The organism is Streptomyces sp. NBC_00663 (assembly GCF_036226885.1).
GTDB lineage: Bacteria > Actinomycetota > Actinomycetes > Streptomycetales > Streptomycetaceae > Streptomyces.
The window spans coordinates 8,047,926-8,063,333 of sequence record NZ_CP109027.1; the positions used below are offsets into that span (position 1 = coordinate 8,047,926).

The following is a 15,408-nucleotide window of genomic DNA, read 5'->3' on the forward strand; positions in this document are numbered from 1 at the left end:
TCCGTCCTTGGACCGGTGGCGCTCACGCCACGCGGTACTGCTGGTCGCGGGCGTCGGTCAGGAACATCTGGCCCGGCGCGTGGGTGAGGGCGAACGGCGGGCGCGAGGCCATCACCGCGGCCTGCGGAGTCACTCCGCAGGCCCAGAACACGGGGATGTCGTCCGGCTCGACGTCCACCGGGTCCCCGAAGTCGGGGCGGGCGAGGTCGTCGATGCCGAGGGGCGACGGGTCGCCGCAGTGCACGGGACCGCCGTGGACGGCGGGGAGCAGGCTGCTCTCCCGGATCGCCGCCGACAGATGCTGCGGCGGCACCGGCCGCATCGAGACCACCATCGGGCCGTGCAGCCGCCCCGCCGGCCGGCACTGCCAGGTCGTCTCGTACATCGGGACGTTGCGCCCCTGCTCCAGGTGGCGCAGGGGCACGCCCGCCTCGGCCAGCGCCCACTCGAAGGTGAAGCTGCACCCGATGAGGAACGACACCAGGTCGTCCCGCCAGTGCGCCCGCACATCGGTCGGCTCGTCCACGAGTTCGCCGTCCTGCCACACCCGGTAACGCGGCAGGTCGGTACGGAGGTCGGCACCGGGCGCCAGGACCGTCGTAGGAGATCCGGCGTCGGTGACGTCGAGCACCGGGCACGGCTTGGGGTTGCGCTGGCAGAACAGGAGCATGTCGTACGCCCACTCCGCGGGCACCGAGATCAGGTTGGCCTGGGTGTGGCCCGCGGCGACCCCGGCGGTGGGGCCCGTGAGTCCGTCCCGGAAGCGGGCGCGCGCCTCTTGCGGGCTCCACGCGTGCGCGTGCTCGTCGACGAGGGCGAGGGGGCGGTCTTCCGTACGGTTCACGCGAGTTCCTTCCCACGGGTCTCCGGCAGTCCGAACAGCGCCAGCGCGGCGAGCGCGTAACCCAGGGCGCCGAAGACCAGCGCGCCGCCCACGCCCCAGCTGTCGGCCAGAAAGCCGACCGTGGTGGGGAAGACGGCACCCACGGCCCGTCCGGCGTTGTACGTGAAGCCCTGTCCGGCCCCGCGTACTGCCGTCGGGTACAGCTCGGCGAGGAAGGAGCCGAAGCCGCTGAAGATCGCCGACATGCAGAACCCGAGCGGGAAGCCGAGCACCAGGAGCAGGGTGTTGGCGCCGTCCGGGATGTTGGCGTACGCCAGGATGCAGATCGCCGAGAGCAGGGCGAAGAGCCAGATGTTGCGGCGGCGGCCCAGCCGGTCGGTGAGGTAGCCGCCGGTGAGATAGCCGAGGAAGGCGCCTGAGATCAGGAAGGTGAGATAGCCGCCCGTACCGACGACCGACAGTCCACGGTCGCTCTTCAGGTACGTCGGCACCCAGGTGGCGAGCGTGTAGTAGCCGCCCTGGACACCGGTCGACAGCAGCCCCGCGAAGATCGTCGTACGCAGCAGCCCCGGCTTGAAGATCGCCGTGAAGGAGGTCGTGCCGCGGCTCTTCTCCCGTACCGCGATCGCCTCGGGCGCGTCCTGCACACGGCGGCGCAGCCAGACGACGAGCAGTGCGGGCAGCGCGCCCGTCCAGAACATCACGCGCCAGGCCAGGTCGTCGTCGAGGAACGAGAAGACCAGCGTGTAGACGACGGCGGCCAGCGCCCAGCCCACCGCCCACGAGCTCTGGACGGCGCCGAGGGTGCGACCCCGGTGCTTCGCGCTCGCGTACTCGGCGACCAGGATCGCGCCGACCGCCCACTCGCCGCCGAAGCCGAGCCCCTGGAGGGCGCGGAAGACCAGCAGGGACTCGAAGTTGGGCGCGAAACCGCAGGCCACGGTGAAGACCGCGTAGGTGATCACGGTGATCATCAGGGCCCGGACCCGCCCGGCCCGGTCGGCCAGCACTCCGGCCAGGGCCCCGCCGACCCCGGAGGTCAGCAGCGTGACGGTGGTGAAGAGGCCGGTCTGGCCGCTGTCCAGGCCGAAGTAGGCGGCCAGCGCGACCATGCTCAGCGGCAGCGTGAAGTAGTCGTAGGAGTCCAGGGCATAGCCGCCGAACGCGCCGGCGAAGGCACGCCGGCCGCGCGGACCGAGGGCGCGGAACCAGCCCAACGCCCCGTCTTCAGCGGGGCGTTCGGTCGTCGTGGGGTGAGAGGTCAGGGCCTGCGGTGGAGGAGTCGTGCTCATGTGCACCTCGCAGTGGGAGGACGGAGGGTGCTTGAGGACGGGCCGTGTGGTGCGGTTTCGAAGAAGGTAGAGGATCGTTGAACGATCCTTCAATACCCCTGTTGTTTCGTTCTCGGGTCTGCGGTTGAATTCCGGGCATGGCAGAGCAGCTGAGCGGACTGGCCGACGACCGCGCCCTCCTGGGCCGTACCAGCACGGCGGAGCGGGTCTCGGACATCCTCAGGAGCCGCATCGCCGAGGGCTATTTCCCGCCCGGTACGCGGCTGTCGGAGGACAGCATCGGCGGCGCCCTGGGGGTGTCCCGCAACACGCTGCGCGAGTCGTTCCGACTGCTCACCCATGAACGCCTGCTCGTCCACGAGCTGAACCGGGGGGTGTTCGTCAGGGTCCTGACCGTCGAGGACGTCGAGGACATCTACCGCACCCGCCGGCTCGTGGAGTGCGCGGTGGTGCGGGGGCTTGGCGAGCCGCCGTACGCGCTCGACGGACCCGCCGAAGCCGTCGAGGAGGGCCTGCGTGCGGTACGCGAAGGTGACTGGAAAGAGTTGGGTACCTCCAACATCCACTTTCACCGGGAGCTCGTCGCCCTGGCGGGCAGCGAGCGCACCGACGAACTCATGCGCAGCGTCTTCGCCGAGCTGCGGCTCGCGTTCCATGTCGTGGACGACCCGCGGCGGCTGCACGAGCCCTACCTCGCGCGGAACCAGCAGATCCTTGGAGCGTTGGAGACGGGCGACAAGGACGAGGCGGAGAAACTGCTCGCGGTCTATCTGGAGGACTCGTTGGAGCGGGTGGTGGAGGTCTACCGGCGGCGGGTGGGGGAGGACACCTAGCGTCCGGATCTTGTCGGTGGCGGGCGGGGTCTGTTCTGCGTCGTTTTAGTCGTTGTCAGACCGAGGACCTAGTCTGTGCACCGTGACTTCGCCTGCACCGACGGACCGTGTTCCGCCCCAGCTCAGCGCAGCGTCCCGCCCCGCTCCGGGGCCGGCCGCCGACGAGGGGCTGGCGCGGCGGCTGCGCGCGCTCGCGTGCACCGCGCCGCTGCACGACCTGGACGCCCGCAAGGCGAACCTCGCGGGTGAGTACTCGGTGTACGGCATGGCGGAGGTCGCCCTCGCCGCCATCGACCTGGTCACGCTGAACATGGACTTCGACACGGGCGCCGACCACGACCAGATCGTCGCCCGCCTCATCCCGCGCATCGCCGCCCAGGCCCCCCAGCGGCCCGTCGCCGAGCACGAGCGCGTGGCCCGCTGGGTCCTCGAGAACCTGATCAACGTCGGCAGCGTCGACCGCGGCTTCCGGGCCGTGTACGGCACGTTCGCGCAGGACGGCACCTATGTGCGCCGCGACTACGACTTCAAGCTGATCGAGGAGGTCCCCGGGCCCGGCGGCGCGGTGTACCTCCGTACGACGGACGAAGCGGTCAACGTCCTGGTCGGCGCCCTCGACACCGACGTCACCAGCGCCCAGATCGCCGCCGAGGTCAAGCTGGAGGTGCTGATCAGCCGCGGTCGGCTCGCCGACGCCCAGCTCGCCGCCGAGCAGGCCCGGTACCGGACCGTGCAGTACTCGGAAACTCTGCGCCGGGCCCTGGACGCGACGCGGCGCAACGTCCGCGCGGTGGACTGGCTCAACGCCGTCCCCGACATGATCACCGAGGCGCTGGACCACGTAGCCGACCGCTACCGCCACGAGAACGCGATCCTCACCAACATCCGCAAGGCACGCGACGAGTCCGAGGACCCGGAGCAGAAGCGGCGGGCCGCCGAACTGGTCGACATCGTCAAGGACTGCATCCGGCGCCACACCCAGCTCCAGTCCCGGCTGTTGGAGGCCGGACCGCTGTTCCGCGCGGAGCAGGACCGGCAGGCCTTCGCGACGCCGATGACGACGTCGGGGACAGACCTGTACGGGCAGCTGTTCGCGCCCGTGCTGCCGCTGCCGCTGGAGCAGGCGGTCCGGGTCACCGACGCCTTCTTCGCGCGGGGGACCGGGCTGCGCACGCCGGTGTCGGTGCGGGTCGGCGACCTCGTCGACATACTGCTGACGCCGCCGGTGGAACGGGAGCATCTCGGCGCGGAGATGCCCGAGCCGGACCTCATCGCCACGCCCGACGACAGCCGGTTCAGCGAGGAGCAGCTGGCCTCGGCGATGGAGCTCCTTGATCTGCCGGCTGACGCGCCGCGTCGGTTGTCGGGGCTGCTGACCGAGGCGCGGCGACAGGACCCCGAACTGCCGTACCTCGTCGCCCTGTTGGCCGTGCACGCGGCCAGCCCGGCGGTCGGCACCGCCTACCGGCAGGGCGAGGAGAAGCTGCTGTTCGCCGTGGACGACGGGACCGAGCTGGACGACCCCGAGTTCGGCGGGGCGGATCTCATCGTCGGGACGGCCCTGCTGGACGCGGTGGGCATGCCGGCTGACAGGACAGAAGCAGCATGAGTCGAGGAACAGTGGACCGAGGAGACCGACCGTGACAGAGCACGTCGAGTGGAGTGAGCCGGAAGCCGGGCCCGTCCCCGTCTCCGCCGCCGTCACGCCCGCCGACGCCGCCGACGCGGCTCGGCTCGTCGCCTTCGGCCTTCAGCCCAAGCTACAGCCGGCCCGCGACCAGGAGTACACCGAGCTGCTGCGGCGCTACCGGGAGGACGGGGCGTTCGCGCGGCTCGCCGACGCCGTGGCCGCCGGGCTCGGGCTCGTCGTGCTGGAGGTGTCCCCGCGCGCAGGGATGGCGGTGACCGCCGCCGAGGACTCCGTGTTCGCCGTGCGGATGGGCGACTACGCGCGCCGGACCTCCGCCGACGGCAGCGACCGGTTCCTGCACGGCCTGGCCCATCTCGCCGTCGCCGCCATGGCCTTCCCGCGCCCCGAGGACCTCGCCGACGACGGCTACATCGGGCGCGTCAGCGTCAACGGCGTCGACGCGTTCGTCCGGCAGGCGTGCCGACGCTTGGAGGAGCGCGCCGAGGAGGTGGGCGAGAACACCGACCCCGCCACCGAGGCGCCCGGCCTGGAGGCCGCCTGGCGGATCTGGGCACGACGCAGCGCCACCGGCGCCACCAAGGACGCCCGCCGCCTCGCCGGTTCGACCACCGGCATCGTCGGCAAGGCCGCCGCGTTCCTCACCGACTCCGGCTTCCTCCAGCGCACCGGCGACGACAACGGCGGTACGTACCGCACCACGGCCCGCTATCAGCTCCAGGTGCGGGACATGGCCGGCAGCGCCGCCATGGCCGAGCTGCTGGAGCTGGGCATCGTCCCGGTCACCGACGGCACGCCGACACTGCTGCCCGCGGAGAACACCGAGGACCTGGAGCTGGTGGCCGACGCCGGGCTGCCGTTCCACACGCCTTCCCAGTCCTGAACTCCCCCCACCTGCCGAAGACTTACGAGAGTCCGCCATGTACGAGCTGTCCCGGGTCCGCCTCTACTCCATCGGTCCCGCCGGTGCGCGCTACGCCGACACCGTGCTTGACCTGCGGGGCGTGGGCGACGTCGTGCCCGACCCCGCGCCCGCCCAGGCGGAGTTCTTCGAGGAGGAGCCGGTCGGCCCGCCGCGCCGCCCGGCACCCGCCGGCGTGCTCTTCCTGGAGAACGGCGGCGGCAAGTCCGTACTGCTCAAGCTGATCTTCTCGGTGATGCTGCCCGGTCACCGCAACACGCTCGGCGGCGCCAGCTCCGGCGTGCTGCGCAAGTTCCTGCTCGCCGACGACTGCGGGCACGTCGCGCTGGAATGGCAGCACACGCTGACCGGTGAGTGCGTGGTCGTCGGTAAGGCCAGCGAGTGGCGGGGACGGCAAGTCTCCAACGACCCGCGGAAGTTCGCCGAGGCCTGGTACTCCTTCCGGCCCGGACCAGGGCTCTCGCTGGACAATCTGCCGGTCGCCGAGTCCACCGCCGTACGGCCGCCCGTCGAGGGCGCGTCCGGGGCGCAGGGGCGCCGCCGCACCATGAAGGGCTTCCGGGACGCCCTCACCGAGGCGGGCAAGGCGTATCCGCACCTGGAGGTGCACTGGGAGGAGATCCACGACCGCTGGATCGAGCACCTCGGCGACCTCGGCCTCGACCCCGAACTCTTCCGCTACCAGCGGGAGATGAACGCCGACGAGGGTGAGGCCGCCGGTCTCTTCGCGGTCAAGAAGGACTCCGACTTCACCGACCTGCTGCTGCGGGCCGTGACCGACACCCGGGACACCGACGGACTCGCCGACCTGGTCAGCGGCTTCGGCAACAAGCTGGGCCGACGCGCCGAACTCATCGCCGAACGGGACTTCACGGCCGGATCGGTCGATCTGCTCGGGCGGATCGTCGAGGCGGCCGACGCCCGGGCACGCGCCCGAGACATCCACGCCGGAGCCGAGCGCCGTACGCGCACACTGGCCCGGCGGCTCTCCGCGCGCGGCGCCCAGGAGCGGGTGCGGGCCGCCGACCTCGCCCAGCGGGTCACCGCGGCGGCCTACGCCGTCACACATGCCGAGGGGGCGCGTGAGCGCAGCGCGCTGATCGCCGCCGAACTCGCCTACCGGCACGCCTCCTTGGCACTCGCCGGGGCCGAGAAGTCCGCCGCCGCGCAAAAGCGCGAGCTCGCCGACGCGCGGACGCTGCACTCGGCCTGGCAGGCCGCCGAGGCAGTCCTGCGCCACCGTGCCGCCGCCGACCGGGTCGCGCGCGTGTCCGCCGCCATCCAGGAGGCCGAGCGGGACGCGGCCCCCGCGCTGGCCGCCCGTGCCAAGGCCGCCGTGGACCTCGTCCGGGCCCTGCACGCGGCCGCCGAGAGCGCCGAGACCCTCGCCAACGAGGAGGAGGAGCGCTCCGCCGCCCTTCAGGAGGTCGGCGAGTCCGCGCACCGGGACTCCACCGCCGCCGCCACCGAGGCCCAGCGCGCCCGCAGCGAGATCGGGCATCTGCGGCAGCGCCTCACCGAGGTAGAGCAGGAGACCACCGAGGCCGTGCGGGCCGGCTGGCTCGACGACAGCGCACCCGACGCCGACCCGGCGCGCGCGGCCCTCGCGGCCAGCGACGCCGAGAAGACCGCCGTCGCCGCCTGGGACACCGCCCGGGAGACGGCCCGCCGGGCCACCGAGCACGCGCGCGAGACGGGCGCCGCCGAGTCGCGCGCCGAGCTGACGGCGGCCCGCGCGGCCGACGCCGCCACGGCGGCGGAGCGGTCCTACGACGCGGAGCGGCGGCTCGCCGAGGCACTGGCCGCGGAACCGCGGCTGGCGGAGCTGCTGGGCCTGACGGGCGGCGAGGCGCGCTCGGTCGTCCCGCAGCCCCGGCAGGACGGCGACGACGAGGACCGCACCGGCCTCACCCCCGAGGACCTCGACCGCTTCGCCGACGAGTTGCGTGAGCTGCTCGACGACGCCGTGTCCTCCGCCGAACGCCAGCTCTTCGAGCTGCGCACCGCCGCCGCCGACGACTCCCGGATCCTCGGCGCGCTCGGTGACGGCGGGCTGCTGCCGCCCGGCCCGGATGTGCTGGCCACCGTGGAGTTCCTGGGTGAGCACGGCATCCCGGCGCTGCCCGGCTGGCGCTATCTCGCCCAGGCCGTCGACCCCACCGACCACGCGCGCGTGCTGGCCGCCCGGCCCGAACTGGTCGACGGCGTGATCATCACCGACCCGGACACCCACGCGCGTGCCCGCGAGGCGCTCAGCGAGGCGGCTCTCCTGCCGCGGTCCGCCGTCGCCGTCGGTACGGCCGCCGCCCTGCTCGCCCCGACCCCGGCCGCCGACTCGGCGGGCAGCGAGGCCGTCTTCCTCGTACCGCCGAACCCGGCCATGCACGACGAGCACGCCGCCGACGAGGAGCGGCAGACGCTGCGCGCGCGGGCGACCGAGCGCGACGAGGAGATCCGCTCGCTCGCCGCCCGGCTTGGCAAGGACCGGGAACTCGCGGCGCGACTCGCCTCCTGGCGCACCGGCTGCCCGGCCGGCCGCCTCGTCGAGCTCGCACGGACGGCGCACGAGGCACGCGCCTTCGCCGAGGAGTCCGAGGCCGAGCTGGCCGAGGCTCGGACCGTGCGGGCCGAGGCCGACGAAGCCGCCGCCGAGGCCACGCAGGTGCGCGACGAGCGGCAGGAGGCCGCGCAGAAGGCGCGGCGGGCCGCCGACGCCCTCGCCGGGCTCGCCTTCCGGCTGCGCGAGCGGGCCGGCTGGCAGGTCAAACTCCGTGAACTGGCCGACGAGGCCACCGAGTCGGAGGCCCGCGCCCAGACCTGCCTGGAGCGGGCCCGCGCCGCCGACGAGGACCGGCGCGCCGCCCAGCGGGCCGCCGACGACGCCCGCCGCACCGCACGTGCGCTGCGCGCCGAGCGCTCCGAGATCTCGGGCGCCCCCGACGACGTACCGGACAGCGACTCGGACGCGCCGAAGACGTCCCTGCCCGCGCTCCGCGAGGCCTACCGCGCCGCCTCCCAGCTCTACGAGAAGGTCGGCGTCGGCGCCGACCTGCGCGCCGAGCAGGCGCGGGCGGAGAGCGACGAGAGCGCCGCTCTGGCCGAGTTGAACCGGCTGAGCAACAAGGTCCGCACGCGCGCCGAGCAGCTGCTCCAGTCACCCGACGGCTCCGACGGGCCGTCCCGGCAGGCCGCCGCGGCCCGCGCCGAGGAGCTCGTGCAGCTCCTGGAGACGCGGATGTCCAGCGCGAGCGAGCAGCTCGGCCGGCTGCGCGGCGAGGCCGAGCGGCACGCGCCCGAGGACGGCGAGGCCCACACCGAGCTGGCGGAGGAGCTCCAGCCGCGCGACGCCGACCACGCTCAGGCGCTGCTGCGCACGGCCACCGCCGAACTCGCCTCCCACACCGAGGCGTTGACGCAGGCCCGGGAGGCGCACGCCGAGCTGCTCGACACCCATCGCGCCGCCGAGGACGCCGCCGGCGGCTTCGACGAGATCGCCGCGATGCTCCGCGACCTGCTGCGCGAACACGTCTCGGAGGAGGAGCAGGAGGAGACCGAGGCCTACCCCGGCAGCCCCGAGGAGGCCCGGCAGTCCGCCGCCGAGGCCCGCCGGTCGCTGCGCGGCTGCGCCGCCGACCTGTCCGCCGCCGAGGGCGCCGTGCGCGAGGCGAGCGATGTCCTTGTCCGGCACGCCAACTCCACGCGCTACGAGCAGGTCCGTACCCCCGCCCGTCAGCAGATCCGTGAGCTGCCCGCCGCCGCGCTGCCGGAGCACGCGCAGAAGTGGGCCGATGCCTTCGCTCCCCGACTCCGCGTCCTCACCGACGAGTTGGCGCAGCTGGAGCGGAACCGGGACTCCATCGTCGACCGGCTCAGGGGGCTGGTCGAGTCGGCGCTCGCGACCCTGCGGTCCGCCCAGCGGCTGTCCCGGCTGCCCGAGGGCCTCGGCGAGTGGTCCGGGCAGGAGTTCCTGCGGATCCGCTTCGAGGAACCCGACCAGGCGACGCTGACCGAGCGGCTCGGCGAGGTCATCGACGAGGCGACGCGCGCGGCGGTGAAGAAGAACTCCGACCTGCGGCGCGACGGCATGTCCCTGCTGCTGCGGGGCGTCGGCGCGGCCCTTGAGCCCAAGGGGGTCGCCGTGGAGATCCTCAAGCCGGACGCGGTGCTGCGCGCCGAGCGGGTGCCGGTCGGGCAGATGGGCGACGTGTTCTCGGGCGGTCAGCTGCTCACCGCGGCCATCGCCCTGTACTGCACGATGGCGGCGCTGCGCTCCAACGACCGGGGCCGCGACAAGCACCGGCACGCGGGCACGCTGTTCCTCGACAACCCCATCGGGCGCGCCAACGCCACCTATCTGCTGGAGCTCCAGCGGGCCGTCTCCAACGCCCTCGGTGTCCAACTCCTTTACACCACGGGCCTGTTCGACACGACGGCCCTCGCCGAGTTCCCGCTGGTCATCCGGTTGCGCAACGACGCCGACCTGAGGGCCGGGCTGAAGTACATCAGCGTGGAGGAACACCTCCGTCCGGGGCTTCCGCAGCAGGCGGAGGGCGAGGAGGCGGTGCACAGCGAGATCACGGCGACGCGCATGTTCAAGCGACCGGCGCCGAGCGCGTCGTAGCGGCACGTCGGGCGGCGTGAGAGCCGGCCCGCCGCCCCGACCCGGCTCAGGGGTGGGAGACCTGCCCCGCCGCCCCGACCGGGGCTCAGGGGTGGGAGAGCTGCCCGGCCCCGCCCCGGCGGCGTATCCGCGCCTGCGCCCGCTCGGTCGCCCTGGCCTGTCGCCGTGCCTTGCGGCGCTCACGCCGCAGGGCACGCGCGGTGCTGCTGGGTGCCGACACCACACCGTTGCGCTGGTTCCAGACCTGGCGGGTCACCCAGACGTCGAGGGCACCCCACGTCGCCACCACGGTGCTCGCCACACTGCTGAGGACCATCGGGAACGCCAGCCACGATCCGGCCAGCGTGCACAGGAACGCCACCATCGCCTGGACCAGGGTCACGGCGATGAGCAGCACCGCCCGCACCGCCGCCGTACGCACCGGATCGGGCATCCGGCGCCGCCGCGCCTGCTCCTCGACCCACAACTGCCGGTAATACGGCTGTTCTCGCTCCGCGGTGCGTTCCTCCGGCGCACTCCCGCCGCCGGGCGCCGGAATGTCGCGATCCAGTGCCTCGGGGCTCCGCCGCGCCGTCAGGTGCGCCGCAGTGGCGTCCGTAGGCGCCTCGTGCCGCTCCGCCGTGCCCATCAAGGTGTCACTCCCCACCGCCAGCAGACCGCTCGCCCGTGCTCGAACACACGGCTCCCCAGTGGCTGCCCGGCTTGCGCTGTTTTACGCCGCCCGGTTGCGGGATGCGGCTCGTGTGGCCGATTCCGCCCCCATTTCCCGAAGAGAAGGACGAACAACTCGCCCCGAAGATTCCCAGGAAACGAAAAATTCTGGCCAACTGCCCACCTGCGCCGGTCGGATCCGGACACGGCATCGCCCCGCAAATGCGGGAGGCAATCTCCCGCAATGCCCGGACAACTCCCCATCTCACGCCACCGGTGCGGAAGTTCGGCCTCCGGAAGGGTCTTCGAGTTAACTGTGGGTCGGTAGTAGGCTCGCGGCGTTTGTTGACGCACATGTGTACCCCCGGCCGGCGGGGGTCCAGCTGGGGGAGGCCATGCGCTTTCGCGGGAAGTCGATCCGCCGGAAGATCGTGGCGCTGCTTCTCGTGCCGCTGGTGTCCCTGGCCGCGGTCTGGGGCTTCGCCACGGTACTCACGGGGCGGGCGGTCACCCAGCTCTTCCAGGTGTCGACGGCCGTGGAGGAGATCGGGTACCCCACCGAGGACACCGTCCGCATCCTTCAGCAGGAACGGCGCCAGACACTCGTCTACCTCGCCGACCCGAGGGCGTCGGACGCGCTCTCCGCGCTCCGCGACGCCCGCAGCGCCACCGACGAGGCCATCGCCAAGCTCCGTAAGAGCGCGCAGGACGCCGACGTCCGCGACGGATTGGACGCGGACGACGACGAGCGTCTCACCGGCGTGCTGGACGCCTTCGACAGCGTCGACTCCCTGCGCCGCAGCGTCGAGGAGGGAACGGTCACCCGCTCCCAGGCCCTCGGCCGTTACAACCGCCTCGTGGACCCCTGCTACACCCTCCTGGCCTCCCTCGACGGCGTGGACAACGTGGAGATGGACAAGCAGGCCCGCGCCCTCGTCAACATCACCCGCGCCCGCGAACTCCTCTCCCGCGAGGACGCCCTCCTCGGTTCCTCCCTCGTGGTCGGCAAGCTCACCCGCGACGAGATCCAGGACGTCGCCGACCTCATCGCGCAGCGCAACCTGTTGTACGAGATCAGCCTGCCGGTACTGCCCGCCACCGAACGCGAGCGGTACGACAGGTTCTGGAAGAACGCCTCCACCGCGTCCCTGCGCTCCGTCGAGCAGACCGTCATCACCTCCACACCCGGCACCCCCCGCACCCTCACCGCCAAGAGCTGGGACGCGGCCGCGGGCGGCGTGCTCGAGGGGCTCGCGACCCTCAACGACCAGGCGGGCGACCGCTATCAGGACCGGGTCCAGCCGGTCGCGGTGAGCGTCATCGTCAAGGCGGCCGTCGTCGGCGTCCTCGGCCTGCTCGCCCTGCTCTTCTCGATCTTCCTCTCGGTGCGCGTCGGTCGCGCCCTCATCCGCGACCTGCGCCAGCTGCGCATGGAGGCCCACGAGGCGTCGGGAGTACGGCTCCCCAGCGTCATGCGCCGCCTCTCCGCCGGTGAACAGGTCGACGTGGAGACCGAGGTCCCGCGTCTGGAGTACGACAGGAACGAGATCGGCGACGTCGGCCAGGCCCTCAACACCCTCCAGCGCGCGGCCGTCGAGGCCGCCGTCAAGCAGTCCGAACTGCGCGCCGGTGTCGCCGAGGTCTTCGTGAACCTCGCCCGCCGCAGCCAGGTGCTCCTGCACAAGCAGCTCACGCTGCTCGACACCATGGAGCGCCGGACCGAGGACACCGACGAACTCGCCGACCTGTTCCGCCTCGACCACCTCACCACCCGTATGCGCCGGCACGCCGAGGGCCTGGTGATCCTCTCCGGCGCCGCCCCCTCCCGGCAGTGGCGCAAGCCCGTCCAGCTCATGGACGTCGTACGGGCCGCCGTCGCCGAGGTCGAGGACTACGAGCGCATCGAGGTCCGTCGCCTGCCCAGGGTCGCCGTCACCGGCCCGGCCGTCGCGGACCTCACGCACCTCGTCGCCGAACTCCTGGAGAACGCCACGGTGTTCTCCCCGCCGCACACCGCCGTCCAGGTCCTGGGCGAGCGTGTCGCCAACGGCTTCACCCTGGAGATCCACGACCGCGGTCTCGGCATGGCGGCGGACGCCCTGCTGGACGCCAACCTCCGGCTCGCCGAGACTCCGGAGTTCGAGCTGTCCGACACCGACCGGCTCGGCCTGTTCGTGGTCAGCCGGCTCGCCCAGCGGCAGAACGTCCGTGTCTCCCTCCAGCCTTCGCCGTACGGCGGCACGACGGCCGTCGTGTTCATCCCCAACACCCTGCTCACGGACGACGTCCCGGACACCAACGGGATCGGCTTCCGCCTCGACCGGCCGCGGCCCTCCAAGGAGGCCGAGCTGGAGGAGGCCCGCCGGGCCGAACTCGCCCACGTGCCCGCGCAGTTGCCCGGACTCCCCGCGGCACTTCTGGACGGCCCCGTGGAGCTGGAGGCCCCGGTCGACCTGGACGCCATCGACGACTTCCCGGGCGCCCTCGACGACGAGGACAGCGAACGCGGCGGCCTCTTCCGCCCTCGTCGCGGTCTCGTCCGCGCCGACGACACCTCGCTCTCGGCCGACGAATCCCGCGAGGCTGCCGGTAGCGGTACCGGCACCGCGGGGCGTGGCGTCGACGCCGGCGACGAGCTGAACCCTCCGGTGCCGCTGCCCCAGCGCCGCACGCCCAAGCTGGTCAGCTCGCACGGCCGCCCGGTGACCGAGCAGCCCTCCCGACGCCAGGAGTCGGACGAGGAGCCCGTACGAGGATCGAACCGGTCCTTCTCGGCCACTCCGCCCCCGCTGCCCGCCCGTAGGCGTGCCACGGGCCCGCAGCGCCGCACCACCGGCGTCGCCGACCACCCCGACGCACAACACATCGAGACCCCGGCACCGCTGGGGCACGCCCAGGGCCGCGACCAGGACGCGACAGCCTCGACAGGCCACGGCCGGGACGCGACGACCTCGACAGCCCACGGCCAGGACGCGTCGGCCTCCACGGGCGGCGGCCAGGACCTGACGGCTTTGACGGGCGGCGGCCAGGACCGTACGGCCTCCACGGGCCGCGAGCCCGGCTCCCCGACGCCCCTGGGTCGCGAACCCGACACGTCGTCATCGGCGGGCCGCGCCTTCGAGACGCCGACCTCCACGGGCCGCCTCGACGCGCCCACCTCCATGGGCCGCCTGGACCCCCAGCGCGCCGGCGCCCCCGTATCCAGCCGCCGTGACCTCGACTCGGCGCCCGACGCCCCGGCCCTGCCCCGGCGCACCCGGCGCGCCGAGATCGCGGCCAGCGGCGGCTCGGGCGACGCCACGCGCTCCACCGGCGGCTCCGAGGCCGCCCACCCCACCGCAGACCCCGGAACCCCGCGCCTGGACGGCACCGCCCCCGGGTCCGGGATCACCGGAGGCCCCGACCCGCGGCCCCTCGGCAGCCCCGCGCCCCGGCAGGACGCGCCCGGTACGGCCCCGCTGCCCCGGCGGGTCCGGCAGGCCAACCTGGCTCCGCAGCTCAAGCAGAGTCCCGAGCGCCGTACCGACCGGGAAGCCGACTTCGAGGAGCGGGACGCCGACCAAGTACGCAACCGCATGGCTTCGCTCCAGCGCGGCTGGCAGCGCGGCCGTGAGGAGAACGCCGCGGGCGAGGACGCCGACAGCGGCACAGCACCACGAGGAACTAAGGGGGACGGTCGATGACCGCACCGAAGACGACCGGCCACATCGCGACGCCCAGGTCCGGAGAGCTCAACTGGCTCCTGGACGACCTGGTGGACCGCGTCGCGAGCATCCGCAAGGCCGTCGTACTCTCCGGCGACGGACTGGCGACGGGCGCGTCCAAGGACCTGACCCGGGAGGACAGCGAGCATCTGGCCGCCGTCGCCTCCGGGTTCCACAGCCTCGCCAAGGGCGTGGGCCGCCACTTCGAGGCGGGCAGCGTCCGGCAGACGGTCGTCGAGCTGGACGACGCCTTCCTGTTCGTGACCGCCGCCGGCGACGGCAGCTGCCTCGCCGTCCTCTCCGACGCGGACTCCGATGTCGGCCTCGTCGCCTACGAGATGACGCTCCTGGTCAAGCGCGTGGGTGTACATCTCGCCGCCGCTCCACGCACCGATCTGCCTCAGGGCGGGTAGTGGGATGACATGAGCACTGACGGTCAGGGAAGAAGTCACTGGTTCGACGACGAGGCCGGACCGGTCGTCCGTCCCTACGCCATGACGCGCGGCCGCACCACCAGTGCGGCCCAGCACCGCCTGGACCTCATCGCGGTGGTCGTCACGGAGCCCCAGGCGGACGACGCGGAACGCGACCACTCGCTGTCCCCGGAGCACGTGGACATCGTCGACCTGTGCCGTGAGACCCCGCAGTCGGTGGCCGAGCTGTCCTCCGAACTCGACCTGCCCATCGGCGTGGTGCGGGTGCTCATCGGCGATCTCGTGGACGGCGAGTTCGTTCATGTGAACCGGCCGGTGCCGCCCGCCGAACTGCCGGACGAGAGCATCCTGCGGGACGTGATCAACGGCCTCAGGGCGCTGTGAGACCGCGGCCTGCCCGCACGGAGCGGGCGGGCGCCGACCCGGCCCTCCCGATATGATCCAACTGATCGTCGACGA

10 protein-coding genes are annotated in these 15,408 nt (G+C 72.9%); 7 read left to right on the plus strand and 3 right to left on the minus strand.

Going from position 1 to position 15,408, the window contains the following annotated elements; all coding sequences use genetic code 11:
• Nucleotides 1-22 precede the first annotated feature (22 nt).
• Nucleotides 23-844 (minus strand): putative hydro-lyase, encoded by an 822-nt coding sequence (locus OG866_RS36540; protein WP_329341467.1) that lies wholly within the window; start codon nucleotides 842-844, stop codon nucleotides 23-25.
• A complete protein-coding gene (locus OG866_RS36545) occupies nucleotides 841-2,136 on the minus strand; it encodes an MFS transporter (RefSeq protein ID WP_329341468.1) in 1,296 nt (431 codons plus the stop codon). The genes OG866_RS36540 and OG866_RS36545 overlap by 4 nt, the downstream gene beginning before the upstream one ends.
• Before the next feature lie 137 nt (nucleotides 2,137-2,273).
• On the opposite strand from OG866_RS36545, the gene OG866_RS36550 reads away from it, so the two are divergent.
• The 4 genes from OG866_RS36550 (at nucleotide 2,274) to OG866_RS36565 (ending at nucleotide 10,160) form a co-directional block, all read left to right on the plus strand.
• Nucleotides 2,274-2,969, plus strand: a complete 696-nt coding sequence (locus tag OG866_RS36550; protein WP_329341470.1) for a GntR family transcriptional regulator — start codon at nucleotides 2,274-2,276, stop codon at nucleotides 2,967-2,969.
• Nucleotides 2,970-3,051: 82 nt separating this feature from the next.
• Nucleotides 3,052-4,578 (plus strand): hypothetical protein, encoded by a 1,527-nt coding sequence (locus OG866_RS36555; RefSeq protein WP_329341472.1) that lies wholly within the window; start codon nucleotides 3,052-3,054, stop codon nucleotides 4,576-4,578.
• A 31-nt stretch (nucleotides 4,579-4,609) separates the two neighbouring features.
• On the plus strand, nucleotides 4,610-5,500 hold the full coding sequence (locus tag OG866_RS36560; RefSeq protein WP_329341473.1) for a hypothetical protein: 891 nt from the start codon (nucleotides 4,610-4,612) through the stop codon (nucleotides 5,498-5,500).
• Nucleotides 5,501-5,537: 37 nt separating this feature from the next.
• Nucleotides 5,538-10,160, plus strand: coding sequence for a hypothetical protein (locus OG866_RS36565; protein ID WP_329341474.1), 4,623 nt, complete (start codon nucleotides 5,538-5,540; stop codon nucleotides 10,158-10,160).
• An 85-nt stretch (nucleotides 10,161-10,245) separates the two neighbouring features.
• Here the strand turns inward: OG866_RS36565 and OG866_RS36570 are convergent, their stop codons facing one another.
• A complete protein-coding gene (locus tag OG866_RS36570; protein WP_329341476.1) occupies nucleotides 10,246-10,788 on the minus strand; it encodes a hypothetical protein in 543 nt (180 codons plus the stop codon).
• A gap of 418 nt (nucleotides 10,789-11,206) precedes the next feature.
• Here OG866_RS36570 and OG866_RS36575 point away from each other — a divergent pair, with 418 nt between their 5' ends.
• Genes OG866_RS36575 through OG866_RS36585 form a run of 3 tightly spaced genes read left to right on the plus strand, consistent with a single transcriptional unit; the run spans nucleotide 11,207 to nucleotide 15,333 of the window.
• Nucleotides 11,207-14,494 carry a sensor histidine kinase gene (locus OG866_RS36575; RefSeq protein ID WP_329341477.1) on the plus strand — a complete coding sequence of 1,096 codons (3,288 nt, stop codon included), beginning with the start codon at nucleotides 11,207-11,209 and terminating at the stop codon, nucleotides 14,492-14,494.
• Nucleotides 14,491-14,928: a roadblock/LC7 domain-containing protein gene (locus tag OG866_RS36580; RefSeq protein ID WP_329341479.1), complete on the plus strand. Its 438-nt coding sequence runs from the start codon at nucleotides 14,491-14,493 to the stop codon at nucleotides 14,926-14,928. Before OG866_RS36575 ends, OG866_RS36580 begins: the two co-directional genes overlap by 4 nt.
• Nucleotides 14,929-14,937: 9 nt before the next feature.
• A complete protein-coding gene (locus OG866_RS36585) occupies nucleotides 14,938-15,333 on the plus strand; it encodes a DUF742 domain-containing protein (RefSeq protein WP_329341481.1) in 396 nt (131 codons plus the stop codon).
• Nucleotides 15,334-15,408: the final 75 nt, after the last annotated feature.

What these genes read in the sequence shown, in the direction of transcription:
- OG866_RS36565 (WP_329341474.1), top strand. Translation starts at nt 5,538, where the DNA reads ATGTACGAGCTGTCCCGGGTCCGCCTCTACTCCATCGGTCCCGCCGGT.
- OG866_RS36545 (WP_329341468.1), bottom strand. Translation starts at nt 2,136, where the DNA reads ATGAGCACGACTCCTCCACCGCAGGCCCTGACCTCTCACCCCACGACG.
- OG866_RS36580 (WP_329341479.1), top strand. Translation starts at nt 14,491, where the DNA reads ATGACCGCACCGAAGACGACCGGCCACATCGCGACGCCCAGGTCCGGA.
- OG866_RS36585 (WP_329341481.1), top strand. Translation starts at nt 14,938, where the DNA reads ATGAGCACTGACGGTCAGGGAAGAAGTCACTGGTTCGACGACGAGGCC.
- OG866_RS36570 (WP_329341476.1), bottom strand. Translation starts at nt 10,788, where the DNA reads ATGGGCACGGCGGAGCGGCACGAGGCGCCTACGGACGCCACTGCGGCG.
- OG866_RS36575 (WP_329341477.1), top strand. Translation starts at nt 11,207, where the DNA reads ATGCGCTTTCGCGGGAAGTCGATCCGCCGGAAGATCGTGGCGCTGCTT.
- OG866_RS36550 (WP_329341470.1), top strand. Translation starts at nt 2,274, where the DNA reads ATGGCAGAGCAGCTGAGCGGACTGGCCGACGACCGCGCCCTCCTGGGC.